The sequence below is a fragment of the Microbispora sp. NPDC004025 genome (assembly GCF_053604425.1).
On the sequence record NZ_JBSGHN010000009.1, the window covers coordinates 42,350 to 65,910 of the forward strand.

The following is a 23,561-nucleotide window of genomic DNA, read 5'->3' on the forward strand; positions in this document are numbered from 1 at the left end:
GTCAGCCGTACAGCAGTTCGCCCCGGGGCGGGTCAGGCGGGGGGCACAGCTCCCGGGGGTCGCGGCCCGCCTCCAGGTGCTCGCGCAGCGACGCGGAGCCCCACAGCAGGTCGAGGAACGGCTCGCAGCCGAACTCGCCCGGATAGAGGGTGCGCAGCGCGTGCAGGACGGACACGCCCGTGAGCACCGGCAGGAAGGCCTGCCGGTCGGTCACGTGCAGCTGCGCGCCGCGCACCACGACGCCCGCGTGCCTGCCGAACGTCGGGGTGAACCACGTGTCGCGGAAGCGCACGCCGGGCAGGCCGAGATCGTTCAGCGCGGCGGCGAACCGGCCGTCCGCGTACGGCGCGCCGACCAGCTCGAACGGCCGGGTCGTGCCGCGGCCCTCGGCGGCGTTCACGCCCTCCAGCAGCCCGGTGCCGGGGTAGACCAGGGCGGTGTCGAGGGTCGGCATGTTGGCCGACGGCATCACCCAGGGCAGCCCGGTGCGGTCGAAATGCCACTCCCTGCGCCAGCCCTCCATCGGCACGACCTCCAGCTCGGCGCCGATCGCGCGGTTGACGGTCGACGCGATCTCGCCCGGCGTGAGACCGTGCCGTACGGGCAGGGCGGCGCGGCCGACGAAGCTCGCGAAGGCCGGGTCGAGCGCCGGGCCCTCGGCCACCGCGCCGCCGATCGGGTTGGGCCGGTCCAGCACGGTGAAGCGCAGCCCGAGCCGGGCCGCCGAGCCCATCAGGTCGTACATCGTCCAGACGTAGGTGTAGAAACGCGAGCCCACGTCGCACACGTCGAAGACCAGCGTCTCCACCCCGGACGACGCGACCAGGGCGTCCAGGTCGCCGTCCGACCGCTGGTAGGTGTCGAGCACGGGCAGGCCGGTGACCGGGTCGACGGTGTCGCCCTCGCCGCCGCCCGCCTGGGCCGTGCCGCGCAGGCCGTGCTCGGGGCTGAACAGCGTGGTCACGCGCACTCCGGCGGCCAGCAGGGCCGGTGCGGCGGCGGTCAGATCGGGCAGGACTCCGGTGGGGTTGGTGACGAGCCCGACCCGTCCCCAGCCGGCCTTCGGCGCGCTCACCAGCAGCTCAAGCCCTGTACGCACGCGATCCATAAGCACTCCGAAGCCGAGGAACCACGACCATGACGCATTCACTCGCCGCTCTCGCCACCGAACAGAGCGATCCCCGCTTCAGCGAAATCGACACGTTGCCGACGGAGGAGATCGCGCGGCTCATGAACGCCGCCGACGCCGCCGTCCCCGCCGCGGTGGGCCGGGCCGTCCCGGCGATCTCCGCGGCCGTCGACGCGATCGCGGCGCGGATGGCCGACGGGGGCAGGCTCCTCTACGTGGGCGCGGGCACCTCCGGGCGGCTCGCGGTGCTCGACGCCTCCGAGTGCCCGCCGACCTTCGGCACGCACCCCGACCTCGTCCAGGGCATCATCGCGGGCGGCGAGGCCGCGCTGGTGCGGTCCGTCGAGGGCGCCGAGGACGACGCCGAGGCGGGCGCCGCCGTGATCCGCGGCAAGCACGTCGGCCCGCTCGACTCCGTCGTGGGCATCTCCGCCAGCGGACGCGCGCCGTACGTCGTCGCGGCGGTCGAGCAGGCCCGGCGGCTCGGCGCGCTGACCGTGGGCCTGGCCTGCAACACCGGCACCCCGCTCGCGCGGGCCGCCGACCACGCCGTCGAGGTCATCGTGGGCCCCGAGGTGGTCACCGGCTCGACGCGGCTGAAGGCCGGCACGGCCCAGAAGCTGGTCCTCAACATGATCTCCACGATCACGATGATCAAGTCGGGCCGGACGTACGGGAACTACATGGTCGACGTCGTGGCCAGCAACTCCAAGCTGGTCGACCGGGCGGCCCGCATCGTCTCCGACATCACCGGCACGCGGGTGCCGGACGCCCGCGAGGTCCTGGAGAACGCCGGGCGGGACGTGAAGACGGCCGTCGTGATGATCGAGCGCGGCGTGGGCGCCGACGACGCCCGGGCGCTGCTCGCGGCGCACGGCAACCGCCTCGGCCCGGCGCTGCGCGATGCGTGACAACGTGGCGCCTGACGGGGCCTGAGCACATGCTGGAGGACGTTCTGCGGGCCGCGGTGCCCGAGGTCGCCTCGGCGGCGGTCGCGATGATCGCCGTCGACGGGCGCACGGTCGCCGGGGCCGCCGTGGGGGAGGCCGTGCGGTACGCCGACGCGTCCGGGGGGCTGCTGCCGGAGCGGCCGCCCGTGGCGATGGACGCGCTGTTCGACATCGCCTCCCTGACCAAGATGTTCACCGCCGCGGTGCTGGTCTCGCTGGCTCAGGAGGGCGCGCTCGACCTCGGCGAGCCGGTGGCCGCCCGGCTGCCCCGGTTCTACGGGCACCGGCCCGGGATCACCGTCCGGCACCTGCTGACGCATTCGGCGGGCCTGCCCGCGAGCCGCCGGGTGGAGAAGGAACCGCAGGAGACCCGCTGGGATCTCGTGCTGTCCACCCCGGTTCAGGGGCCGCCGGGCACGCACCTGTACTCGGACGTCGGCATGATCACGGCCGGGCGGGTGGCGGAGGCCGCGGGCGGGGCGCCGCTGGACGTGCTCGTGCGCGAGCGGATCACCCGGCCGCTCGGGCTCGGCGCCACGACGTACGGGCCGGTCGATCAGGGCCGCGCCGTGGCCACGGAGTTCAAGCGCGGCACGTGCGTCAGGGGAGAGGTGCACGACGAGACCGCCCACGCGCTGGGCGGTGTGGCCGGGCACGCCGGGCTGTTCTCCACCGCCGCCGACCTCGTGCGCTTCGGCGAGGCGCTGCGCACCGGCGGCGGCCCGGTCCTTTCCCCCCGGTGGACCGCCGAGATGCTGCGCGACCAGGGGGTGCCGGGCGCCGCCTTCCGCCAGGGGCTCGGCGTGCGGATCGACGATCCCGCCATCGTGGGGCCGCTCGCGGGCGCGTTCGGCCACTCGGGCTTCACCGGCACGTCGCTGGTCGTCGACCCCGCCCGCCGGCTGACGGTCGTGCTGCTCACCAACAACGTGCACCCCCTCCGGGGGCGGCCCGGCATCCGCGACCTGCGGCACGCCGTCGCGGCGGAGGCGCTGCGCCTGGCCGGCTGATGTTTGATCGTCCTCGTCCGGGTCAGTAGGGAGACGGTTCAGGCAGACCGATCCGTCCCCCCAAGGAGAGGAGCCGTGATGACGACCGCGCATCAGGCGGGCCGGCGGCTGGAAGGCACGGCCCGGAGAGCGGCCGACCATCCTGTCCTGGAGAAGCTCGCCAAGGTCGGGTTCGCCGCTCGAGGCGTCCTGTACGCCATCATCGGCCTGGTCGCCCTCCAGATCGCCTTCGGCGGGGGAGGGGAGGCCGACAAGAGCAGCGCGATCCAGATCGTCCGCGACGCGCCCCTGGGCGACACGCTGCTGTGGATCATGGCCGTCGGCCTGGCCGCGCTGGCGATCTGGCAGGTCTCCGAGGCCGTCTGGGGCCGTCCCGAGGCCAAGGACCGTGTGGAGGCCGTGTCCAGGGCCGTCGTCTACGCCGCCCTCGTGTTCTCGATGGTGGCGCTGCTCACCCGGAACAAGGCCGCCTCTTCGTCCGACAGCCAGTCGCAGGACGCCACCAAGGCGCTGTTCGAGCTGCCGGGCGGCCAGTTCCTGGTCGGCCTGATGGCGCTCGGCGTGATCGCTCTCGGCGTGTACTGGATCTACGAGGGCTGGACCGAGAAGTTCATGAAGGACATGCACGTGACCGAGCCCCGCGCCCGTGGCGTCGTGGTCAAGCTCGGCAAGGCCGGCTACATCGCCCGCGGCGTCATCGCGCTGGCCGCCGGCGCCCTGATCGGCAAGGCCGCACTCACCTACGACCCCGACAAGGCGGCCGGCATCGACGGCGCGCTCAAGGCGCTCGCCGACACCCCGGCCGGTCCGTGGCTGCTCGCCGTGGTCGCGGTCGGCCTGGTGCTGTTCGCCGTCTACTGCTTCGCGGAGGCCCGCTGGCACCGCGTGTGACCGGATCCGCCGGGGCGACGTCTCAGGCCGTCGCCCCGGCTTCCGCGTGTCGTAGACCGTCCATGAGCAGGTCGAGCAGCCGCCCGGCCTGCTCACGCTGTGCGGGCTCCCCGGCGGCGAGGCAGAAGCCGTTCATCCCCACCAGCAGGTCCTCCGCCGTCACGTCCCCGCGGAGGGTCCCGGCCTCGGCCCCCGCGCCGAGCAGCGTGCCGATCGCCCCCAGCAGCAGATCACGACTGTTCTCGTACGGATTCGCACCGGCGGCGATCACCGCGCGCAGCGCGTCGGCCATGCCCCGCTTGGTCGCCAGGTAGTCGACGAAACGGTCCATCCAGGCGCGCAGCGCCACGTCGGGCGGCATCTCCTCCAGCAGCCCGGCCGCCGCGCCGCACAGCTTCACCAGCTCGTTGCGGTAGGCCGCCTCGATGAGCGCCTCCCTCGTGGGGAAGTGGCGGTAGAGCGTCCCGATGCCGACGCCCGCCTCCTTCGCGATGGCGTCGAGCGTGACGTCCGGCCCGTCGTGCGAGAACGCCCGTACGGCGACGTCGAGCAGCCGCTCGCGGTTGCGCCGGGCGTCGGCGCGCAACGGCTTGGGTCCGGGGGTGGACACGGCTCCTCCATACAGTGCGGGTCGCTGACCGGGTTGCTAACCGGAGGATTCTCCGATTAGAGTCGCAGACGTACCGGAGGTTCCTCCGGTTTTCCTCATTGTAGCGGCCGGGATCCTCCTCGGGCCCGCGCCGCAGTGACGGGACGGGGACGGGACATGAGTCAGACCACGCGCATCACCACGCCGTTCGGCGGGCAGTCCGCCGCGGCCGAGGTCCTGGAAGGGGTCGACCTCGGCGGGCGTCGTGCGGTCGTGACCGGCGGGGCGTCGGGGATCGGGGTCGAGACCGCGCGGGCGCTGGCCGCCGCGGGGGCGGAGGTGACGATCGCGGTCCGCGACCTCGACGCGGGCAAGCGGACCGCGCAGGACATCGCCGCCACCACCGCGGGCGTGCCCGTCCTCGTCGCGCCGCTGGACCTCGCCGACCGAGCGTCGGTCGCGTCGTTCGCCGCCGCCTGGGAGGGGCTGCTGGACATCCTGGTCAACAACGCCGGAGTGATGGCGTGCCCGGAGACGCGGACGCCCGAGGGCTGGGAACTGCAGTTCGCCACCAACCACCTCGGTCACTTCGCGCTGACCACGCACCTGCGCCCGGCGCTCGCGGCGGCCGGCGGCGCCCGCGTCGTGTCGGTCAGCTCCAGCGCCCACCTGCGCTCGCCGGTCGTCTTCGACGACATCCACTTCCGGGAGCGCCCCTACGACCCGTGGCTGGCGTACGGGCAGTCGAAGACGGCCAACGTGCTGTTCGCGGTCGAGGCCGCCAGGCTGTGGGCCGGCGACGGCATCGCGGTCAACGCGCTCATGCCCGGCGGCATCCCCACCGGCCTTCAGCGGCACCTGGACCCGGATTACATCGAGCGCCGCCGCGCGCTGGGCGACTCCACCGGCGTGACCTGGAAGAACACCGAGCAGGGTGCGGCCACCTCCGTGCTGCTCGCCGCGTCGCCGCTGGTCGAGGGCGTCAGCGGCCGCTACTTCGAGGACAACCAGGAGGCGGAGGTCGCCCCGCCGGGCGCGGCCCGGGGCGTCGCGGCGTACGCGCTCGACCCGGAGGCGGCCACCCTCCTCTGGCAGGTGTCCGTGGACCTGCTCGACCTGTGATGTCCCCCACGGTCCGCTCGCGGTGAGACCCGGCCTCACCTGGGCGGATCCCTCAGATCTCGGTCTTCCCCCACACGGTCACTGGCCGATCGGTCAGATCCTGTCCGATCGGTCAGCTAGGGTGTCTCCCATGGCGCGTTCCGTACCCACCCTGCGCGCGGACATCCTCGACTCGGCGGTACGGCTGTTCGCCGCCCACGGCTTCCGCGGCACCTCCCTCCAGGAGATCGCCACGGACGCCGGCTGCTCCAAGGCGTCCCTGCTCTACCACTTCACGAACAAGGACGCGATCCTGACCGAGCTGCTGGCGCCCGTCGGGGCGCAGGTCGCCGAACTCGAGGCGCGGCTCGCCGGGCTGGACGGCGAGACGGCCGCCCGTGCCGCCGTCGCCGCGCTCGTCGACCTGTCCCTGCGCTTCCGGCTGCAGGTGAAGATCCTCCTGCAGGACGTCGACGCGCTGATCAACCGGCCGGAACTGCCGGACGTGGACGGCTTCATCGAACGGCTGACGGACGCCCTGTCCGGCCGTTCGGCCGCCCCCCAGGCCCGGGTCTGGGCCTGGATGGCGATGCTGGGGATCATCCTGACCAGCGCCGGCGAGCTCACGATCCCGGAGGAGACGCTGCGCGCGGAACTGACCCGCGGGGCGTTGCGGACGCTCGGTCTGCAGGCCGACTGACCTTCAGAAGAAAGAGATCTGTTTTGGCAACCCTGCTGTACCGGCTGGGCCGGTTCTCCTTCCGCAGGCGCGGGCGCGTGGCCGCCGTGTGGCTGCTGCTGCTCGTGGTCCTGGGCCTGGCCGCGGCCGCCTTCCACGGCCCGACCGGCGACAAGTTCGCCATGCCCGGCACCGAGTCGCAGCGGGCGCTGGACGCCCTGGCCAAGGAGTTTCCGCAGGCCAGCGGGGCCACCGGCACCATCGTCGTGGCCGCCCCGCAGGGCGGCAAGCTCGACCCCGCCGCGGTCGCGCCGGTGGTCCAGGAGGCCGCCGCCGTCCCCGGCGTCGTCGCCGCCCTCGACCCGTTCAAGACCGGCGCCGTCTCCGCCGACGGCCGCCACGCCCTGATCCAGGTGCAGTTCGACCGCGAGGCGCAGGACGTGACCGCCGCGCAGCGCGCGGCGTACCTGAAGGCCGGCTCCTCGGCGCAGGGGCTGCGGGTCGAGCACGGCGGCGAGATCCTGAACGGCGCGCCGGAGGTCGGCGGGTCGGAGGGGATCGGCGTGTTGATCGCCGCGGTGGTCCTGATCATCACCTTCGGCTCGCTGGTGGCCGCCGGCATGACCCTGCTGAACGCGCTGATCGGAGTGGGGGCCGGCATGGGCGGCCTGTTCGCGCTCAGCGGCGTCGTCGAGCTGACCTCCGTAACGCCGGTGCTGGCGCTGATGCTGGGCCTGGCCGTCGGCATCGACTACTCACTGTTCATCACCTCCCGCTACCGCCAGTTCCTGGCCGAGGGCGTGACGCCGGAGGAGGCCGCGGGCCGCGCGGTCGGCACCGCCGGATCGGCGGTCGTGTTCGCCGGGGCCACCGTGGTCATCGCGCTCGCCGGCCTGTCGGTGGTCGGCATCCCGTTCCTGAGCGTGATGGGCCTGGCCGCCGCCGGCACCGTGGCCGTCGCCGTCCTGGTCGCCCTCACGCTGCTGCCCGCCTTCCTGTCGTACGCCGGTGCCCGCGTGCTGCCCCGCAAGCAGCGCACCGGTCAGAACACGGGCGCGGGCGCCGAGGGCTTCGGCTACACGTGGGGACGGGCCGTCACCCGGCTGCGCGTGCCGATCCTGCTGGCCGGCGTGATCGGCCTCGGCGCGCTCACGCTGCCGGCCCAGGACCTGCGCCTGGCCCTGCCCGACGCCGGCACCGCCGCCCCCGGCACCCCGGCCCGCGAGGCCTACGACCTGACCAGCGAGGGCTTCGGCGAGGGCTTCAACGCCCGCCTGATCGCCGTGGTCTCCGCCGCGGACCCGGCGGCCACGACCGCCGCCGCCGGTGAGGCCGCCAAGATGATCCAGCAGACCCCCGGCGTGCTGGCGGTGGCCCCGCCGCAGCCCAACGCCGCGGGCACCACCGCGCTGCTGACCATCATCCCGAAGGCCGGGCCCACCGACGCGGCCACCGAGGACGCCGTCCACGCCATCCGCGCCAAGGTCGCCTCCATCCGCGGCGCCGAGATCGCCGTCACCGGGGCGACGGCCGTGGGCATCGACGTCTCCGACAAGCTCGCCGACGCCATGCCGGTGTACCTGCTGCTGGTGGTCGGCTTGTCGGTGCTGCTGCTCATGCTCGTCTTCCGCTCGATCCTGGTGCCGGTCAAGGCCGCGCTGGGCTTCCTGCTCACCGTCGGCTCGACCTTCGGCATCACGGTGGCGATCTTCCAGGAGGGCCACCTGGCCGGCCTGCTGGGCGTGGACGTGCCGGGCCCGCTGGTCAGCTTCCTGCCGATCCTGCTCATCGGCATCCTGTTCGGCCTGGCCATGGACTACGAGGTGTTCCTGGTCTCGCGGATGCGCGAGGACTACGTGCACGGCGACACCCCCCGCCAGGCCACGATCAACGGCATGGGACACAACGCGCGGGTCGTCACCGCCGCGGCGCTGATCATGACGGCCGTCTTCGGCGGGTTCGTGTTCATGGACGACCCGATCATCAAGTCGATGGGCTTCGCGCTGGCCGTCGGCGTGCTCATCGACGCCTTCGTCGTCCGCATGACGCTCGTCCCCGCCGTGATGTCCATGCTCGGCCGCGCCGCCTGGTGGCTGCCCCGCGCCCTGGACCGGGTGCTGCCCGATCTGGACGTCGAGGGCGAACGCCTGCGCCACCACCTCACCGCCGACGCCGCCACATCCCCGGAGCGGGCCGGCGTGATGTGACCCGGGGGCCGGAGGTCCCGTCCCGGCGGGACCTTCGGCGCTCGCACCCTCCGGCGCCTGCGCGGTTCGATGGAAGGACCGGAGAAGGAGGGCCTCATGATCGTCGTGGGTGTCGACGGTTCGCACGCCGGCATGGCGGCGGTGGCCTGGGCGGCCCGGGAGGCCGGACTGCGCGGCGTCCCCCTGCGGATCGCGAACGCCATCCCCGCATGGGCGTGCTCGACCGCCCGGCAGGGGCGCTACACGAGCGTCGCCGCGTGGATGCGCGACGGCGCCGCCGACGTGCTCGGCGCCGCCACGGGGCGGGCGTACGCGGAGGCGCCCGGGGTGGCGGTCGACACCGCGATCCTGGCCGGCGATCCGCGCCCGGCGCTCATCGAGGCCGCCGAGGACGCCGATCTCCTGGTGCTCGGCAACCACGGGCTCGGCGGCTTCCGCGGCCTGCTGCTCGGCTCGGTCGCGTACGGCGTGGCGGGTCGCGCCCCGTGCGACGTGGTCGTCGTGCGGGAGGTGCCCTCGGCGCCGCGCCCGGAGATCGTGGTGGGCGTCGACGGATCGTCCGCCTGCGCGAAGGTGCTCGACTTCGCCTTCGCCGAGGCGGAACTGCGCGGTGTGGGCCTGCGGGCCATGCACGCCTACAGTCCGCTGGAGGCGGGCGGCGGCTTCGCACCGCTGCCGGACGACTTCGACGACGAGAAGGCCGAGGTGCGGATGGTCAGGGAGGCTCTCGCCGGGCGCCGCGAGCAGTACCCCGGCGTCAAGGTCGTCGAGGAGGTCGTCCGGGGTCATCCCGTGGACGTGCTGCGGCACGCGTCGGTGGGCGCGGACCTGCTCGTCATCGGCTCCCGGGGGCACGGCCAGTTCACCGGCCTGGTCCTCGGCTCGGTCTGCCAGGCCATGCTGCACTACGCGAGGTGCCCCATGGTCGTCGTCCGCGCGCCGGCGGGCTGACCGACCTGATCACACATGCGAAACGCCCCCGGCGGCCCGGTTGGTCCGGGCCGCCGGGGGCGTCGTCGGCGTCCTACGCGCTCTTGCGCCGCTGCTCGCGCAGAATGGCGAGGCGCTCGTTCAGCACCTCTTCGAGGTCCTCGATCGAGCGGCGCTCCAGCAGCATGTCCCAGTGGGTCCGCGGGGGCTTCGCCTTCTTCTGCTGGGGCTGCTCCGCGTCCACCCGCAGCGCGGGGCTGCCGCAGTGACGGCACTCCCACGTCGTGGGAATCTCGGCCTCGACGGCGAGCGGAACGGTGGTGAGATGGCCCTTCGGGCACGTGTAGGACACCTCCTGGCGCGGGGCCAGGTCGGTGTTGCGGTCGTTCTCGTAGCTGGTCGCGCCGAGCCGGGTACCGCGAAGTGCACGCTCGCCCATGTCTTTAAGCCTCCTGAGGTCCCCGCCTTCGAGGGGTTCGTTCGCCACCGCGTACAACGCCTGATACCGTGTGTGGATTCCCAGCCGAGACCTGATCCAATCGCGCTTTTTCCGTCCCAGTGGTCTCAGATGTGCTGGGGCACCTCGTTCCCCGCCTCACGGATGGCCCGGGGCAGGTTGACAAGGGTCAGCAGCACGAATCCGATGACGAAGAACACCACCAGCGAGACGATCGCGGTGCGGTAGCTGTCGGTGAGCTGGAGCGCCAGCGTGAGCACCAGTGAGCCGAGGAACGCCGACCCCTTGTCGCTGATCTGGTAGAGGCTGAAGTACTCCGCCTCCCGGCCGGGCGGGATCACCAGGGAGTACAACGAGCGTGACAGCGCCTGCGTGCCGCCCATGACGATCGCGATGGCGAAGGCGATCGCGTAGAACTGGACCGCCGAGCCCTTCTGCAGGAAGTAGGCCACGCCCACCACGACCGTCCACACGACCAGGCTGGCCAGGACCGTGCGCTTGGTCCCGAATCTCACCGCGAGCCGCGCGAGCCCGAGCGCGCCGCCGACGGCGATGAACTGCACCATGAGGATCGCGCCGATCTGGTGCGTCTGGCTCAGCCCCAGCTCCTGGTCGGCGTAGGTGGCGGAGAAGCCGATCACCGTCTGCACGCCGTCGTTGTAGACCAGGTAGGCCGCGAGGAACAGCAGCGTGCGGGGGTAGCGCCGCAGGTCGGCGATCGTACGGCCGAGCTGGCGGACGCTGCCCGTCACGGCCCGGGCCGCGGTCGACTCGTGGACGGGCACCCGCCGGTTGCGCAGGCGCAGCATCGGGATCAGGGCGAACGCGCCCCACCACAGGCCGGCCGAGGCCAGGCTGATCCGCACCGCGAGGCCTGTCTCGATGTCGGCGAACAGGTAGATCACCAGGTTGAGCGCGAGCAGCAGGCCGCCGCCGAGGTAGCCGAAGCCCCAGCCCCTGCTGGAGATCGCGTCGCGTTCCTCCGCGCCGGCGATCTGTGGCAGGAAGGAGTCGTAGACCACGCGCGCCGCGCCGAAGGTCACGTTGGCGACCAGGAACAGCGCGCCGCCGAGCAAGTAGGCGTCACCGGACACGAAGTAGAAGCCGAGCGTGGCCACCACGCCCAGGTAGGCGAAGACCCCCAGGATCTGCTTCTTGCGGCCGGTGTGGTCGGCCAGGGCGCCGACCACCGGCATGATCACGATCTGCAGCAGCACTGAGATCGTCACCATGGTGGTGAAGTACGCCTTGGGCCGCAGGTCCAGGCCGAGGAAGGCGACGAAGCCGCCCTCGCCGCCCGCCGCGGCCGTGGCGACGGAGGTCAGGTACGGCCCGAGGAAGACGGTCAGGACGGTCGTCTGGAACGCCGAGTCCGCCCAGTCGTACCAGTACCAGCCGCGTTGTTCGCGCCGCCGCGCCTCGGGAAGCTCCTCGTGGACGACCTGGGGGGCGGTCATGTTCTCTCCTCGCCGGGGGTGGGCGGTCGTACGAATCGGTCAGGGGACGGCAGGGGCTGGGCGGCAGGGGGTGGACGGGCAGGGCTTCGGCGTGGCGGGGGTTCGAGGGGCGGAGTCAGCGGGCGGCCGTCACGGCGCGGCCGGGCGGGGGTGCCACTGCCCGCGTGACTTGAGCACGTCGCGCAGGCCGCTGATGTTGTCCGTCATGATCCCGTCGACGCCGAGATCGAGCAGGTGGGCCATCGTCACCGGGTCGTTCACCGTCCACACGTGCACCTGCATGCCGATCGCGTGCGCGGTGCGCACGAGGGCGCGGGTGGTCACCCGCAGGCCGCGGAACCCGATGGGCGCCTGCGCGCACGGCACCCCCGCGCGGGCCAGCCCGGCCAGCAGCCTGCCGTACCCGCCGCCCATCGCGGCCGTGCGCAGGGCGGCCAGGCCGCGCGGGCCGAGCGAGAAGCAGACCTCCCGGTCGATCGCGCGCCGGGCGCGGGCCAGCCGCGCGTCGGAGAACGAGGTCAGGCACACCCGGTCGTAGGCGCGGGTGCGGTGGATGGCCCGGGCGAGCGGCGCGATCGCGGCGCTCTCCTTGACGTCGATGTTGAACCGCACGTCCGGCCAGGTGCCGAGCAGGTCCTCCATCAGCGGGATCTCGTGCCGGCCGCCGATCCTGGCCTCGCGTACCTCACGGTAGGGCAGTCGAGAGATGCGGCCGGTGCGGTCGGTGACGCGGTCGAGGCTGTGGTCGTGGAACGCGAGCAGGACGCCGTCGGCGGTCGCGTGCGCGTCGGTCTCCAGGTAGGTGTACCCGAGCTCGACCGCGCGGGAGAACGCCTCCATGGTGTTCTCGCGGGCTTCCGCCGCCCCGCCTCGGTGCGCGAAGGCGAGCGGGCCGGGGTGGTCGAGGAACGCGAAACGGCGGTGCACGGAAGGAGTATGCCGGGTCCCGGCCGTACAGTCAGCGCACGTAGGTGAACATTTGCGTCACAAGAGTCCCTTGTCATGCCCGGGGATCGATGGGGCGCTTCCGCGTGCCGCGGTTCACTCCAGGCCCTCCGCCGGCTCTCGCCGGGGCGGATCCCGCGACAGGAGGCCGGTCAGGTGTGCGGCGATGTCGTCGATCGTGGGGTGATCCCAGGCCAGGGTCGGCTCGACCAGCAGGCCGACGGCCTCCTCCACGTCGACGCACAGGCTGAGCGCATGGATCGAGTCCAGGCCGTACGTGCGGAGCTTCACCGCCGGGTCGATCTCCGCGAGCCATCGGCGCAGGTCAACGGGGGACATCGGGTCGGAGGCGTTCATGCGATGGTCTCCAGCAGGTCGGTGACCGCGGGTTCGAGTTCGGCGTGCAGCGGGGTGAGGCGTCCGCTGCGGAACAGCTTCCGCATATGCCGGCGGCGTAGCTTGCCGCCGGTGGTCTGCCGCACCGCGCCACGAGGCACCAGCATCGGGCTCAGCGGGATGCCGAACTCCCGCGTCACCTGATCCATGACCCGGTCGGCCGTCTCGCCGAGGGCCCCGACGCTCCCCGGCGCACCTCCTGGACGAGGACGACGTGTTCCCCGCCGTCGTCGCGCCGGACGCCGAAGGCGGCGCTGCGCCCCGCGGCCGGGTGGACCGAGTACCTGCGGATGGCCGCGAGCGCCTTCCGTATGTCGGAGGCTTCCGTATGTCGGAGGCGAACGCCGTCGCCGCGTTCGCGCGTCTCGACCTCGACGGCAACGGCTCACTGAGCCGGCAGGAGTCGCACGTGGCCAACGAGCAGTTCTTCCGCAGCCCGGACGCGGAGTGCCACGGCAACTGGCTGTTCGGCCCGCTTCCCGCGCGGGGCTGAACCGCCGTACGGCCTACCCGGCGGCCGGTGCCCATTCCTGCCGCCGGGTCTCCGCCATCGCGATGGCGGCGGCGACCGCCACGTTGACCGACCCGACCCTGCCGACCTGGGGGATGTAGGCCACCGAGTCGGCCGCCTCCAGGCCGGCGGGGGAGCAGCCGTGGTCCTCGCTGCCGAGCACCAGGCAGACGTCGCCGTCGAGCTTGGCCTCGTGCAGCGGCACGGCGTCGCCGGTCAGCTCGACCGCGACCACCCGGTAGCCCTCCTCCCGCGCGGCGCGCACGGCCTCGGCCACCGGGACGGGCTCGTGCCACTCGACAAGCCGGTCGGTGCCCAGTGCGGTCTTCTGCGCCTTGGGGTTGGTGGGCGGGGTGGCGTTGCCGGCCAGCCAGATCGTCTGCACACCGAAGGCGGCGGCCGTACGGAAGATCGATCCGATGTTGAAGGGGCTGGTCACCGATTCGAGGATCAGCGCGAGACGGCCCTCGGTGTTGCGGCGCCAGGTGCGGTTGAGCCGCTTGACGTCGGTCGGCTTGAGCTGCCTGCGCGGGTTGGGAGTGCTCATCGGGCGCTCATCGCTCCTGCTCATCGTTCCTGCTCATCGTTCCTGCTCATCGTTCCGGGTCTCGATGCGGCGGGACGGGCGTCGACCCGCAGGACGCGGTAGGCCGACCGCGAGGCCAGCCGTGAGGTGGGCCAGCCCCGGTCGCCCAGCCAGCGCTGCAGGGAGTCGGAGCCGAGGTGCTTCTGCACGACCAGGTAGGCGCTGCCGTCGGGGGTGAGCCGGTCGAGCCATCGGGTGAGCATCTCGTGGAGCGCGGCCTTGCCGATCCGGATCGCGGGGTTGGACCAGATGGCCCGGAACCGGACGTCGTCCGGCACCTCGTCGGCATGCACCGACCTTACTTTGTCAAGGCCGGCGCTCTTGGCGTTCCGCTCGCACAACTCCACCGAGCGCCGGTTCACGTCGACGGCCCAGACCGTCGCGCCGGGCGCCCGCGACGCCATCGTCAGCGCGATGGGCCCGTAGCCGCAGCCCAGGTCGAGCAGGTCGCCCTCGGCCGGGGGCGGCGGGACGGTCTCCAGCAGCACCCGGGTCCCCGCGTCGACGCGTTCGGGGGAGAACACCCCCCGGTCGGTCTCCAACCGCAGGTGCAGGTCGGGGAGGACCAGGGTGACCGAGCCCGGCCGGCTCGCCGCCTGGGGGCTCTCCTCGAAGTAATGGGCCACGTGCCCAAACGTACCAACGTCGCGGACCCCTGATCTCCGCGCCCGCAAGGAGCGGGAGGGCTGAAACACTTCCGGCGTTCCGGACACGTACGAGATGGCGGATAAAACGGTGAAGGGGGAGTATCCGTGGCCGGCTCGGACATGAGGCGTCGCTTCGAGGAGATCTACATGGCGCACTACGCGGATCTCCTCGGATACCTGCGGCGCCGCACGGACACTCCCGAGGACGCCGCAGACGCCCTCGCCGAGACCTTCGCCACGGCGTGGCGGCGCATCGGCGACGTGCCGGCCGGGTCGTCCGCCCGATTATGGCTGTACGGCGTGGCCCGGCGGGTGCTGGCCAACGGCCGCAGGGCCGAGACCCGCAGGAGCGCGCTCGTCGAGAGACTCGGCGCGGAGCTCGCCCAACGGGATGAGCATGATCGGCTGCCGGACCACGAGGACCTCGACACCGTACGCGCGGCGTTCCGGCGTCTCGGCCCCGATGACCGCGAGGTGCTGGCGCTGGCGAGCTGGGAGGGGCTGGCGTCGGCGGAGATCGCCATGGTGATGGGCTGCTCGCGCGGAGCCGCCCGCCTGCGGCTGCACCGGGCGCGCAAGCGCCTCGCCAAGGAGTTGAGCTCCGCGGGAGTGGACGTGGCCCGGTTCGGCGCGCGGCTGCCGGCGCTGGCGGGAGGGGAGGCGTGATGACGCACGACCGTGATGACCTGCACCGGCTCATCGCCCGGATCGCCCCGGACCCGGGCCCGGGAATGACGCCGGCCGCCCTGGACCTGCTGGAGGAGATTGTCTCCGGCCCGGCTCCGGCGACCCGCCGCCGATGGGTGACGGAGGCGGTCACCGGGGCCGCCCGGACCGTCCTGCGCAGCCCCCGGCTGGTGCCGGCGATCGTCTCGCTCACCGCCGTCCTGCTCGCCGTGGGCTGGCTCGTGCCCGGGGCGGGCCTCGGTCCCGCACCCGCCTCCGCCGCGCTCGACATCAGGAGGGAGGGCGACCACTACGTCGTCATGGTCCGCGACCTGTTCGCCGCTTCCGGCATGTACCAGCGGGAACTGCGCCAGCGTGGCCTGGATGTGGACGTGCGGATCGTCCCGGTCTCGTCCGCCTCGGTAGGACAAGTGATGTACTTCGACGGCACCCGGGACTACAGCGCGATCACGGCGATCAAGGCACCCGGCGAGTGCACGCGCTTCGGCGGCTGCGCGATCGGCTTCCGCATCCCGGTGGGGTTCCACGGGCGTGCGACCGTGGTCCTCGGCCGTGCCGCACGGCCGGGGGAGCGCTACGGCATCCTGGAGGCCATCGACATGGAGGGCCAGCCTTTCCACTGCGTTGACTACGTCAACAAGACCGTCGCCGAGGTCCTGCCCCTGCTGTGGGAACGCGGTGTGCGGGCGGAGTTCACCTCCTACGCCACCAAGGGCGCCAAGCCGTCCGCCCCGGCCTCCTGGTACGTCTACGAAGGGGTGATGGTCGCCGACGGACAGGCGCTGATGCTGGTCAGCTCCACCCCGAATCCTCAGCCGCGTCCCAAGGACGCCTTCTGCGCGCGTCCCTGAGAGCCCTGCGTCCCTGAGAGCCCTGCGTCCCTAGACCTCCGCGACGCTGAGCACGGCCAGACGGTCCGTGCCCCAGTCTCGGAGCGGTCCGTGCCCCACTCTCGGTGCGGTCCGCACTCCGCTCGCGGTGCGGATCGCGACCTGCTCGCGGCGTGGAGCGCGTAAGGCGCCCCTCCGCACCACGCTGTGGCGACGCGGCGCCCGGATCCTCACCCTGCCCTCGCCGACCGGCCGTTCAGTGCTGACACCGGCATGCCCACGGTCATGCCCGGCTGCCGCGCGCGTGTGCCGCCCCGCCGGGTTCCCCCTCAACGAATGGATTCGTCATGCCCGCATACGCTCGTGCCCTGCTCCGGGTGCTCGCCGGGATGAGGCGCCACCGGCTCTTCGCGATCGCGCTCACCGCCGCGGCCGTGCTCAGGGTGGTCACGATGCTCGGCTACCCGCCCGCCCGGCTCTACTGGTACGACTCGTTCAGCTACCTGCACAACGCCGTACATCTGCGGCCCGAGCAGGGGTTCCACCCGATCGGATACCCCCTGCTGCTGCGCGTCCTGCTGCCCTTCCACAGCGTCGAGCTGGTCGTCGCGCTGCAGCACGCGATGGGATTGGCGACGGGCGTCATCGTCTACGCCGCGCTGCGCGGCAGGGGACTGCCCGCCTGGGGCGCCGCGGCCGCCTCGGTCCCGGTGCTGTTCGACGCGTCGTTCCTCCGGCTCGAGCACGCGGTGCTGTCCGACTCGCTGTTCATCCTGCTGGTCGTCGCCGCCACGGCGGTGCTGGTCCGCCGGCCGGTGCCGTCCGTGCGCGCCGCCGCGACCGCCGGTCTGCTGCTCGCGGGCGCCACCCTCACCCGCACGGTCGCGTTGCCGCTGATCCTGCTGGTCCTGGTGATGCTCGCCGTCCGCCGCGTGCCCTGGCGCCGGACGGCCGCGCTCGCCCTGGCCGGTCTGCTGCCGGTCGCCGCGTACGCGACGTGGTACGGCGGGCTCCACGGCAGGTTGGGCGTCAGCGGCACGGACGGAGTGGCGTTGTGGGCCCGTTCGATGACCTTCGCGGACTGCGCGGTCATCCAGCCTCCGCCGGACCTCGCGCCGCTGTGCCCGAACGGGACCGTCCTCGACGCCGCGGGGGAGTACGTGTGGGCCGAGGAGTCCTCCCTCAACCGGCTCCCCGGCGGACACATCGCGCTGAACGACCGGGCGCGCGCCTTCGCGCTGCGCGCCGTCGCCGCCCAGCCCCTGGACTACCTGCGCGACGTGGTGGCGGACACCGCGCTCGCGTTCGCCTGGACCCCCGTCGCCCATCCGGCCCGCACCGTCCCCGCGTTCGGCTTCGCGCACGGAACCTGGCCGCTCCCCGCCGGTCAGCCGCTCGTCGAGCAGGCCAGACGGGAGTACGACCCCGATCTCACCGGCATGCGGTCCGTCCGGCCGTACGCCGACCTGCTCATCGTCTACCAGCACCCGGCCTACCTGCGCGGGCCGTCGCTGGCCGTCATCCTGATGCTGGGCGCCGCCGGCACTGTGGGCAGGGTAGGCAGGGTAGGCAGGGTAGGCAGGGCGGGCAGGGGCAGGGCGGGCACTGTGCGGCGGCCGACGGCCGCGCTGCCGTGGGCGGTCGCCGTGACGCTGCTGGTCGCGCCGGTGGCGGTGCTCGACTTCGATCACCGCTACGTGCTTCCCGTCGTGCCCGTGGCGTGCCTGGCGGCAGGGCTGGCATTCGCCCGGCCCTCGCGCGGAACGGCGGGCATCGGCCGTGACGGCGGGCACTCGCACGGCGGGCACTCGGGCAGCCGGCGCGAGGCGTCGCACCGCGAGGCGACCGCGGACGCGTGACCCCGGAGACGTGATCCCGCAGACGTGGTCATGGGAAGCGGGGCGGCCTGTCTGACACCATCGCGGCCTCCGCGCGAAAATCCGTCAGATCGGGTCTAGGCGAACGAGTCAGAACGGGTTAACTTCCGCAAAGGTAGCGATTCAAGAATTGCTCCCCAATTCCGACGGAGGCGCCACCCGGCACTGGCCTACCCCGCGGCCTCACTGCCGCATCCCTGCCGCACCCACCTTGCCGCACACCCCGTGGACGCCCCGTCCCCGGCCGGTGACGCCACACCCCGGCGGACCCGGCCCGCCCACCCCCCTCTCACCCCCCGAGGACCGGCATGAGACCACGTCTGCTCACGCTGGCCGCCATCCTGGTGGCCGCCCTGCTGCCCGCCGCGCCGGCGCACGCCTCCGGCGCCTCGGCGCTCGCCGCGCCGAACATCTCGCTGGCGAACGTCAAGGCCCATCTGTCCCAGCTGCAGAGCATCGCCACCGCCAACGGCGGCAACCGGGCCCACGGCCGTCCCGGCTACCTGGCCTCGGCCAACTACGTCAAGGGCAGGCTCGACGCGGCGGGCTTCACCACGACCCTCCAGTCGTTCAGCTACAACGGCGCGACGGGCTACAACGTGATCGCCGACTGGCCGGGCGGCGACCCCGACGACGTCCTCATGGTCGGCGCCCACCTCGACAGCGTGACCGCCGGGCCCGGCATCAACGACAACGGCTCCGGCAGCGCCGCGATCCTGGAGACGGCCCTGGAGGTCTCCCGGCAGGGGCTGGCCCCCGCCAAGCACCTGCGGTTCGCCTGGTGGGGCGCGGAGGAGCTCGGCCTGCGCGGCTCGTCGTACTACGTGACGAACCTGTCCACCACCGACCGGTCGAAGATCAAGGGATACCTGAACTTCGACATGGTCGGCTCGCCGAACCCCGGCTACTTCGTCTACGACGGCGACAACTCCGACGGCGTCGGCTCGGGCCCCGGCCCCGCGGGCTCGGCCCAGCTGGAGCGGGTCCTCCAGGACTACTTCACCTCGATCGGCGTGCAGACCCGCGGCACCGACTTCGACGGACGCTCCGACTACGGGCCGTTCATCTCGCGCGGCATCCCGGCCGGCGGCACCTTCACCGGCGCCGAGGGCGTCAAGACCAGCGCCCAGGCGTCCCTGTGGGGAGGCACGGCGGGCCAGGCGTTCGACTCCTGCTACCACCGGTCCTGCGACACGACGAGCAACGTCAACGACACCGCGCTCGACCGCAACGCCGACGCCATCGCCTACGCCGTGTGGACCCTCGCCACCGCGACCCCGCCCGTCGCGGTCTGGTCGGACGACTTCGAGACCGACAAGGGCTGGACCGTCGTCCCCGGCACCGCGACCGTCGGCACCTGGGAGCGCGGCGACCCCGAGGCCACGTCGTCCAGCGGCGCCAAGCAGCTCGGCACCACCGTCAGCGGCACCAACGACCTGGTCACGGGCAGACTCGCCGGCTCCTCGGCCGGCGACTACGACGTCGATGGCGGGACCACCTCGATCCAGTCGCCGCCGATCACCCTGCCGACCGGCTCGCTGACCCTGTCGCTGTCGTGGTACCTGGCCCACGGCAGCAACGCCGGCAGCGCCGACTTCTTCCGCGTGCGGATCGTCGGCGGCACCACCGCCACCGTGGTCCAGCAGCTCGGCGCCGCGTCCGACCGCGACGGCGCGTGGAGCACGGCCACCGCCGACATCTCCGCCTTCGCCGGGCAGACCGTGCGCGTGGTGATCGAAGCCGGGGACGAGTCGACCGCCAGCCTGGTCGAGGCCGGCGTGGACGACGTACGGATCACTCGCTAGCGACCGGGCGCATCCGGGGTCGTGCCCGTTCCCCTGGGACGGGCACGACCGCGCGGGTCAGGGGATGCGGGCGCCGAGGAGGATCGCGGCGGCCGCCGCCAGCAGTCCCGCGACGATCGCGGCGACGAGGAACCGCTGTGTGATCTCCTGGTGCACGACCTTGTATCCGAGCGAGGTGCCGATCTGCGTGTACACGTCGCGCAGCTCACTGCCCGACTCGGCGGTGTACGCCCGCCCCCCGGTGCCGTCCGACAGCGACTTCAGCGTGGTCTTGTTGACCGGGACCTGCACCGCCCGATTGTCGATCGTCACCGTGCCCTCCGGCGTGCCGTACGCGATCGTGGACACCGGCACCTTCGCGCCGACCGACGCCTCGATGGCCTCGTTGACCGATCGCCCGGAGGTGTTGTCGCCGTCCGACAGCAGCACGATCGCCGACGGGGGCGGGTCGGTGACCGCCCGCTGGTCGAACGACCTGATCGAGTCGAGCGAGTTGAACACGGCCTCGCCGATCGCCGTGCCGGGCCGGGTGGTCAGGCTGGAGATCGCGGTGTTCACGGCCGCGTGGTCGGTGGTGGGGGAGATGACCACGGCGGCCGACCTCGCGAAGGCCACCACCCCGACGTTGAACCGCTCGGGCAGGTCGTTGACGAACTGCTGGGCGGCCTGCTTGGCCGCGACGAGCCGGGTGGGCGCGACGTCCGCCGACTCCATCGACAGCGACACGTCCACGGCGACCATGATGGTGGCGCGGTCGCGGGGCACCTTCACCGCGCCGGCAGGCCGGGCCGCGCCGAGGACCAGCAGGCTCATCATGACGAGGAACAGCACGGCCGGCACGTGCCGCCGCCAGGTCGGCCGCTCGGGTGCCACCAGTGACAGCAGCGCGAGGTTCGTGAAGCGCACCGTGTAGCGGCGGCGCGCGAACTGCGCCCAGATGTACGCCGCGACCATCGCGGCGACCAGGACGAACAGCCACAGCCAGCCGGGGGCGAGGAACGTCATGCGCCCGCCTTCCCGCCGGCGGCCCGGCGCAGCAGATGAGAGGCCCGCCGCTGCCGCAGCACGAACTCGGCGATGTCGAACACCCAGTCGCGGTCGGTGCGCAGCACGAGATGGGCCGCCCCGGCCCGGCGCAGCGCCGCCCGGATCCACCCGCGCTGCTCGGCCGCCGCCTCGGCGTACCGCTCCCTGAGCGCGCGTGACAGCCGGACCCCGCGCGAGTGCCCGGTCTCGGGGTCGGCGAGGGTGACGAACCCGACGTCGGGCAGCTCCAGCTCGCGGGGATCGACGATCTCCACGGCGAGCACCTGGTGCCGCGCGGCCAGGCGGCGCAGCGGCGGCTCCCAGGAGTCCGGCGAGTCGAGGAAGTCGGAGACGACGACCCGCAGCCCGCGCTTGCGGTGCGCCGGCGCCAGCATCTCCAGAGCCTCCCCGAGGTCCACCGCGCCCTGCGCGGGCGGCGCGCTGAGCAGCGAGTGCAGCAGAGCGTACAGCCGGGGGCGGCCGGACTTGGCCGGATAGCGGTGCACGTCGTCGCCGTACAGGATGTAGGCGCCGAACCGGTCGCCGACCCGGCTCGCGAGGATCCCGATCGCCCCGACGGCGCTGATGGCCAGGTCGCGTTTGGACATGCTCGCCGTGCCGAACTCCATGCTGGCCGACAGGTCGGCCACCACCCACGTCTCCAGCTCCCGGTCGGCGATGAGGTCCCGCACGTGCGGGACCGTCGTGCGCGCGGTCACCGCCCAGTCCATGCGGCGCACGTCGTCCTCGCCGGGCACGTAGACGCGGCTGTCGCCGTGCTCGCTGCCGGGTCCGGGGATCAGTCCCTGGTGGCGGCCCTGCAGCAGCCCGTCCAGCCGCCGCACCACCGTCAGCTCCAGCCGCCGCAGCGCCTGGTCGGGGTTGGCCCCGCTCATCGCATGCCCTGGTTCCACACCACGAGCGGCGGCGGCACCGCCTGCAGCACCCGGCGTACGACGTCGTCGGGGTCCACCTCGTCGGCCAGCGCGTCGAAGGTGAGCATCAGCCGGTGCGACATGACGTCGATCGCCACGTCGCGGACGTCGTCGGGCAGCAGGTAGTCGCGGCCGCGCAGCAGGGCCAGGGCCCGTCCGGCGGAGATCAGGCCCAGCGTCGCCCGGGGGCTCACCCCGATCTCGATCGTGTCCCGCAGGTCGGCCAGGCCGTAGTCCTCGGGGGTGCGCGTCGCCATGACGAGCCGTACGACGTAGTCGGCCACGAGCTGGTGGACCGAGACCTCCTCGGCCATGTCCTGCAGCCGCACCAGCGTGGCGGGGTCGAGCACCGGCTTGGGCACGGGCGGGCGCACGCTCATCCGCTGCAGGATCTCCAGCTCCTCGTGCGCGCTCGGGTGGGACACGCGCACCTTGAACAGGAACCGGTCGCGCTGCACCTCCGGCAGCGGGTAGACGCCCTCCGACTCGATCGGGTTCTGCGTGGCCAGCACGACGAACGGCCGGGGCAGCGGGTGGGTGCGCCCCGCGAGCGTCACCTGCCGCTCGGCCATCACCTCCAGCAGGGCCGACTGCACCTTCGCCGGAGCGCGGTTGATCTCGTCGGCCAGCAGGAAGTTGACGAACACCGGCCCGAGCTCGACGTCGAACCGCTCGGAGCTCGGGTGGTAGACGCGGGTGCCGACGATGTCGCTGGGCACCAGGTCGGGGGTGAACTGGATGCGGGCGAACGTCCCGCCCACCACGGTGGCCAGCGTCGAGGCGGCCAGCGTCTTGGCGACCCCCGGGACGCCTTCGAGCAGGCAGTGTCCCCGGGCGAGCAGTGCCACCAGCAGCCGCTCGACCATGTGATCCTGCCCGACGATCACCCGCCGGACCTCGCTCAGCGCCTCCCGCAGGGTGTCCAGCCGGGCCTCGCCCTCCTCCTGCTCCGTCACGCCCTCGCCGGGCTCGGGGTCACTGCGTTCATCGGCAACGGTCATGCTCGTTATTCAATCGTGACTCGGCTGGAGAATCCATTTCTCTCCCATTTGCCCGTCCCGGCGCGCGCCACACCCCCCGCCGCGCCCGTGTGTTTTCATGTGGGGGATGGTGACTCCGCTGCAGTACGGCGACCCGCCCCACGTGGGGCCGTTCGCGCTGCAGGCGCGTCTGCGGACGGCCCCGGCCGGGCTCGTCTACCTGGGGCAGGCGCCGGACGGCCGGGTGGTGTCGGTGGCCGTCCTGTCCAGCGGCGCCGCCCTCGACGCCGCCGCCAGGGACCGCTTCGTCACCGCGATCAGGGACGCACAAAGCAACGCGATCAGAGAAACACAAAGCGACGCGATCAGAGGAACACAGGGAAGGGCGGGCGTGCGCGCGTGGGGCGCCTCGCTGGTGGACCGGGTGCGTGGCAGGGTGGCCCCCGACACGCCTCCCGTCCTGGCGATGCAGGACGGGCCCGCGCCCTGGGTGGCCGTGCCGTACGTGGCGAACGGTCCCGGGGCCGAGCGGTTCCTCGATCCGGTGCCGGTGTCCGGGACGTTGACGGGGCGGCGGCACGGGCCCGACTTCGTGCACTACTGGCTGGGCGACCGCACCCCAGCGTTGCCCGCCCCGCCCGCGCCGCCCCCGCCGCCGGTGGCCACCCGGCGCTCGGTCGTGCTCGCCTCCACGCTGCTGGCCACGCTGGTGCTGGCGCTGCTGCTGGTCGTCTCGATGCTGCTGTTCCGCGGCGAGGACGAGCAGGAGCCGTCCCGGCCGCTGCCGAACACGCAGTTCGTGCCCACCCCGCCGCCCGAGCCCGCCTCGCCCGAGCCGCAGCAGCCCACGCCCGGCCCGTCCGGCAGCGGCGAGGGCGACGAGAGCCGCTGGCCCGACGACGTCTTCGGCGGACGCGGCCCGATCTGACGCGGATC

The 23,561-nt window shown here is 72.9% G+C and carries 25 protein-coding genes; 13 read left to right on the top strand and 12 right to left on the bottom strand.

Annotated elements, in window-relative coordinates; all coding sequences use genetic code 11:
• Position 1 precedes the first annotated feature (1 nt).
• The gene (locus tag ACWEQG_RS22365) at positions 2–1,108 is read right to left on the bottom strand and encodes an exo-beta-N-acetylmuramidase NamZ family protein (RefSeq protein WP_452287338.1); all 1,107 of its coding nucleotides are present in this window, start codon (positions 1,106–1,108) and stop codon (positions 2–4) included.
• A gap of 29 nt (positions 1,109–1,137) precedes the next feature.
• Between ACWEQG_RS22365 and murQ the strand changes: the two genes are divergently transcribed.
• The 3 genes from murQ (at position 1,138) to ACWEQG_RS22380 (ending at position 3,980) form a co-directional block, all read left to right on the top strand.
• Positions 1,138–2,040 (top strand): N-acetylmuramic acid 6-phosphate etherase, encoded by a 903-nt coding sequence (murQ, locus tag ACWEQG_RS22370; protein WP_452287340.1) that lies wholly within the window; start codon positions 1,138–1,140, stop codon positions 2,038–2,040.
• 29 nt (positions 2,041–2,069) lie between these two features.
• Positions 2,070–3,089: a serine hydrolase domain-containing protein gene (locus ACWEQG_RS22375; RefSeq protein WP_452287342.1), complete on the top strand. Its 1,020-nt coding sequence runs from the start codon at positions 2,070–2,072 to the stop codon at positions 3,087–3,089.
• Positions 3,090–3,167: 78 nt separating this feature from the next.
• Positions 3,168–3,980, top strand: coding sequence for a DUF1206 domain-containing protein (locus tag ACWEQG_RS22380; protein ID WP_452287344.1), 813 nt, complete (start codon positions 3,168–3,170; stop codon positions 3,978–3,980).
• A gap of 22 nt (positions 3,981–4,002) precedes the next feature.
• Here the strand turns inward: ACWEQG_RS22380 and ACWEQG_RS22385 are convergent, their stop codons facing one another.
• Positions 4,003–4,590 (bottom strand): TetR/AcrR family transcriptional regulator, encoded by a 588-nt coding sequence (locus ACWEQG_RS22385; protein ID WP_452287346.1) that lies wholly within the window; start codon positions 4,588–4,590, stop codon positions 4,003–4,005.
• 156 nt (positions 4,591–4,746) lie between these two features.
• Between ACWEQG_RS22385 and ACWEQG_RS22390 the strand changes: the two genes are divergently transcribed.
• The 4 genes from ACWEQG_RS22390 (at position 4,747) to ACWEQG_RS22405 (ending at position 9,507) form a co-directional block, all read left to right on the top strand.
• Positions 4,747–5,691 (top strand): SDR family NAD(P)-dependent oxidoreductase, encoded by a 945-nt coding sequence (locus ACWEQG_RS22390; RefSeq protein ID WP_452287348.1) that lies wholly within the window; start codon positions 4,747–4,749, stop codon positions 5,689–5,691.
• Between the two features lie 130 nt (positions 5,692–5,821).
• On the top strand, positions 5,822–6,370 hold the full coding sequence (locus ACWEQG_RS22395) for a TetR/AcrR family transcriptional regulator (RefSeq protein ID WP_452287350.1): 549 nt from the start codon (positions 5,822–5,824) through the stop codon (positions 6,368–6,370).
• Between the two features lie 23 nt (positions 6,371–6,393).
• Entirely contained in the window at positions 6,394–8,556 is a 2,163-nt protein-coding gene (locus tag ACWEQG_RS22400; RefSeq protein WP_452287352.1) for an MMPL family transporter, read from the top strand.
• Between the two features lie 96 nt (positions 8,557–8,652).
• Positions 8,653–9,507, top strand: a complete 855-nt coding sequence (locus tag ACWEQG_RS22405) for a universal stress protein (RefSeq protein WP_452287354.1) — start codon at positions 8,653–8,655, stop codon at positions 9,505–9,507.
• Positions 9,508–9,580: 73 nt separating this feature from the next.
• Here the strand turns inward: ACWEQG_RS22405 and ACWEQG_RS22410 are convergent, their stop codons facing one another.
• The 5 genes from ACWEQG_RS22410 to ACWEQG_RS22430 form a co-directional block, all read right to left on the bottom strand.
• Positions 9,581–9,925, bottom strand: coding sequence for an RNA polymerase-binding protein RbpA (locus tag ACWEQG_RS22410; RefSeq protein ID WP_030509898.1), 345 nt, complete (start codon positions 9,923–9,925; stop codon positions 9,581–9,583).
• A 125-nt stretch (positions 9,926–10,050) separates the two neighbouring features.
• A complete protein-coding gene (locus tag ACWEQG_RS22415; protein WP_452287355.1) occupies positions 10,051–11,400 on the bottom strand; it encodes an MFS transporter in 1,350 nt (449 codons plus the stop codon).
• A gap of 129 nt (positions 11,401–11,529) precedes the next feature.
• Positions 11,530–12,327 (bottom strand): glycerophosphodiester phosphodiesterase, encoded by a 798-nt coding sequence (locus ACWEQG_RS22420; RefSeq protein WP_452287357.1) that lies wholly within the window; start codon positions 12,325–12,327, stop codon positions 11,530–11,532.
• A 114-nt stretch (positions 12,328–12,441) separates the two neighbouring features.
• Positions 12,442–12,702: an acyl carrier protein gene (locus ACWEQG_RS22425; protein ID WP_452287359.1), complete on the bottom strand. Its 261-nt coding sequence runs from the start codon at positions 12,700–12,702 to the stop codon at positions 12,442–12,444.
• Entirely contained in the window at positions 12,699–12,890 is a 192-nt protein-coding gene (locus tag ACWEQG_RS22430; protein WP_452287361.1) for a hypothetical protein, read from the bottom strand. The genes ACWEQG_RS22425 and ACWEQG_RS22430 overlap by 4 nt, the downstream gene beginning before the upstream one ends.
• A 179-nt stretch (positions 12,891–13,069) precedes the next feature.
• Here ACWEQG_RS22430 and ACWEQG_RS22435 point away from each other — a divergent pair, with 179 nt between their 5' ends.
• The gene (locus ACWEQG_RS22435) at positions 13,070–13,234 is read left to right on the top strand and encodes a hypothetical protein (protein ID WP_452287363.1); all 165 of its coding nucleotides are present in this window, start codon (positions 13,070–13,072) and stop codon (positions 13,232–13,234) included.
• A 13-nt stretch (positions 13,235–13,247) separates the two neighbouring features.
• Here the strand turns inward: ACWEQG_RS22435 and ACWEQG_RS22440 are convergent, their stop codons facing one another.
• Both ACWEQG_RS22440 and ACWEQG_RS22445 read right to left on the bottom strand, forming a co-directional pair.
• On the bottom strand, positions 13,248–13,799 hold the full coding sequence (locus ACWEQG_RS22440) for a TrmH family RNA methyltransferase (RefSeq protein WP_452287365.1): 552 nt from the start codon (positions 13,797–13,799) through the stop codon (positions 13,248–13,250).
• 20 nt (positions 13,800–13,819) lie between these two features.
• The gene (locus ACWEQG_RS22445) at positions 13,820–14,464 is read right to left on the bottom strand and encodes a class I SAM-dependent methyltransferase (protein ID WP_452287367.1); all 645 of its coding nucleotides are present in this window, start codon (positions 14,462–14,464) and stop codon (positions 13,820–13,822) included.
• A gap of 126 nt (positions 14,465–14,590) precedes the next feature.
• Here ACWEQG_RS22445 and ACWEQG_RS22450 point away from each other — a divergent pair, with 126 nt between their 5' ends.
• The 4 genes from ACWEQG_RS22450 to ACWEQG_RS22465 all read left to right on the top strand — a co-directional run bounded on the left by ACWEQG_RS22450 (position 14,591) and on the right by ACWEQG_RS22465 (position 19,684).
• The gene (locus tag ACWEQG_RS22450; protein ID WP_452287369.1) at positions 14,591–15,151 is read left to right on the top strand and encodes an RNA polymerase sigma factor; all 561 of its coding nucleotides are present in this window, start codon (positions 14,591–14,593) and stop codon (positions 15,149–15,151) included.
• Positions 15,151–16,023, top strand: coding sequence for a hypothetical protein (locus tag ACWEQG_RS22455; protein ID WP_452287371.1), 873 nt, complete (start codon positions 15,151–15,153; stop codon positions 16,021–16,023). Before ACWEQG_RS22450 ends, ACWEQG_RS22455 begins: the two co-directional genes overlap by 1 nt.
• 326 nt (positions 16,024–16,349) lie before the next feature.
• Positions 16,350–17,861 (top strand): hypothetical protein, encoded by a 1,512-nt coding sequence (locus tag ACWEQG_RS22460; RefSeq protein ID WP_452287373.1) that lies wholly within the window; start codon positions 16,350–16,352, stop codon positions 17,859–17,861.
• A gap of 326 nt (positions 17,862–18,187) precedes the next feature.
• The gene (locus tag ACWEQG_RS22465; RefSeq protein ID WP_452287375.1) at positions 18,188–19,684 is read left to right on the top strand and encodes a M28 family peptidase; all 1,497 of its coding nucleotides are present in this window, start codon (positions 18,188–18,190) and stop codon (positions 19,682–19,684) included.
• A 57-nt stretch (positions 19,685–19,741) separates the two neighbouring features.
• Here the strand turns inward: ACWEQG_RS22465 and ACWEQG_RS22470 are convergent, their stop codons facing one another.
• Genes ACWEQG_RS22470 through ACWEQG_RS22480 form a run of 3 tightly spaced genes read right to left on the bottom strand, consistent with a single transcriptional unit; the run spans position 19,742 to position 22,646 of the window.
• Positions 19,742–20,689: a VWA domain-containing protein gene (locus tag ACWEQG_RS22470; RefSeq protein WP_452287377.1), complete on the bottom strand. Its 948-nt coding sequence runs from the start codon at positions 20,687–20,689 to the stop codon at positions 19,742–19,744.
• Complete coding sequence (locus ACWEQG_RS22475; protein WP_452287379.1) at positions 20,686–21,606, bottom strand: DUF58 domain-containing protein; 921 nt, start codon at positions 21,604–21,606, stop codon at positions 20,686–20,688. Before ACWEQG_RS22475 ends, ACWEQG_RS22470 begins: the two co-directional genes overlap by 4 nt.
• Positions 21,603–22,646: an AAA family ATPase gene (locus ACWEQG_RS22480; RefSeq protein ID WP_452287381.1), complete on the bottom strand. Its 1,044-nt coding sequence runs from the start codon at positions 22,644–22,646 to the stop codon at positions 21,603–21,605. The genes ACWEQG_RS22475 and ACWEQG_RS22480 overlap by 4 nt, the downstream gene beginning before the upstream one ends.
• Positions 22,647–22,752: 106 nt before the next feature.
• Between ACWEQG_RS22480 and ACWEQG_RS22485 the strand changes: the two genes are divergently transcribed.
• Positions 22,753–23,553 (top strand): hypothetical protein, encoded by an 801-nt coding sequence (locus tag ACWEQG_RS22485; RefSeq protein WP_452287383.1) that lies wholly within the window; start codon positions 22,753–22,755, stop codon positions 23,551–23,553.
• The last annotated feature ends 8 nt before the right edge of the window (positions 23,554–23,561 follow it).

What these genes read in the sequence shown, in the direction of transcription:
- ACWEQG_RS22365 (WP_452287338.1), bottom strand. Translation starts at nt 1,108, where the DNA reads ATGGATCGCGTGCGTACAGGGCTTGAGCTGCTGGTGAGCGCGCCGAAG.
- murQ (WP_452287340.1), top strand. Translation starts at nt 1,138, where the DNA reads ATGACGCATTCACTCGCCGCTCTCGCCACCGAACAGAGCGATCCCCGC.
- ACWEQG_RS22375 (WP_452287342.1), top strand. Translation starts at nt 2,070, where the DNA reads ATGCTGGAGGACGTTCTGCGGGCCGCGGTGCCCGAGGTCGCCTCGGCG.
- ACWEQG_RS22380 (WP_452287344.1), top strand. Translation starts at nt 3,168, where the DNA reads ATGACGACCGCGCATCAGGCGGGCCGGCGGCTGGAAGGCACGGCCCGG.
- ACWEQG_RS22390 (WP_452287348.1), top strand. Translation starts at nt 4,747, where the DNA reads ATGAGTCAGACCACGCGCATCACCACGCCGTTCGGCGGGCAGTCCGCC.
- ACWEQG_RS22395 (WP_452287350.1), top strand. Translation starts at nt 5,822, where the DNA reads ATGGCGCGTTCCGTACCCACCCTGCGCGCGGACATCCTCGACTCGGCG.
- ACWEQG_RS22405 (WP_452287354.1), top strand. Translation starts at nt 8,653, where the DNA reads ATGATCGTCGTGGGTGTCGACGGTTCGCACGCCGGCATGGCGGCGGTG.
- ACWEQG_RS22410 (WP_030509898.1), bottom strand. Translation starts at nt 9,925, where the DNA reads ATGGGCGAGCGTGCACTTCGCGGTACCCGGCTCGGCGCGACCAGCTAC.
- ACWEQG_RS22415 (WP_452287355.1), bottom strand. Translation starts at nt 11,400, where the DNA reads ATGACCGCCCCCCAGGTCGTCCACGAGGAGCTTCCCGAGGCGCGGCGG.
- ACWEQG_RS22425 (WP_452287359.1), bottom strand. Translation starts at nt 12,702, where the DNA reads ATGAACGCCTCCGACCCGATGTCCCCCGTTGACCTGCGCCGATGGCTC.
- ACWEQG_RS22430 (WP_452287361.1), bottom strand. Translation starts at nt 12,890, where the DNA reads ATGGATCAGGTGACGCGGGAGTTCGGCATCCCGCTGAGCCCGATGCTG.
- ACWEQG_RS22435 (WP_452287363.1), top strand. Translation starts at nt 13,070, where the DNA reads ATGTCGGAGGCGAACGCCGTCGCCGCGTTCGCGCGTCTCGACCTCGAC.
- ACWEQG_RS22440 (WP_452287365.1), bottom strand. Translation starts at nt 13,799, where the DNA reads ATGAGCACTCCCAACCCGCGCAGGCAGCTCAAGCCGACCGACGTCAAG.
- ACWEQG_RS22455 (WP_452287371.1), top strand. Translation starts at nt 15,151, where the DNA reads ATGACGCACGACCGTGATGACCTGCACCGGCTCATCGCCCGGATCGCC.
- ACWEQG_RS22460 (WP_452287373.1), top strand. Translation starts at nt 16,350, where the DNA reads ATGCCCGCATACGCTCGTGCCCTGCTCCGGGTGCTCGCCGGGATGAGG.
- ACWEQG_RS22465 (WP_452287375.1), top strand. Translation starts at nt 18,188, where the DNA reads ATGAGACCACGTCTGCTCACGCTGGCCGCCATCCTGGTGGCCGCCCTG.
- ACWEQG_RS22470 (WP_452287377.1), bottom strand. Translation starts at nt 20,689, where the DNA reads ATGACGTTCCTCGCCCCCGGCTGGCTGTGGCTGTTCGTCCTGGTCGCC.
- ACWEQG_RS22475 (WP_452287379.1), bottom strand. Translation starts at nt 21,606, where the DNA reads ATGAGCGGGGCCAACCCCGACCAGGCGCTGCGGCGGCTGGAGCTGACG.
- ACWEQG_RS22480 (WP_452287381.1), bottom strand. Translation starts at nt 22,646, where the DNA reads ATGACCGTTGCCGATGAACGCAGTGACCCCGAGCCCGGCGAGGGCGTG.
- ACWEQG_RS22485 (WP_452287383.1), top strand. Translation starts at nt 22,753, where the DNA reads ATGGTGACTCCGCTGCAGTACGGCGACCCGCCCCACGTGGGGCCGTTC.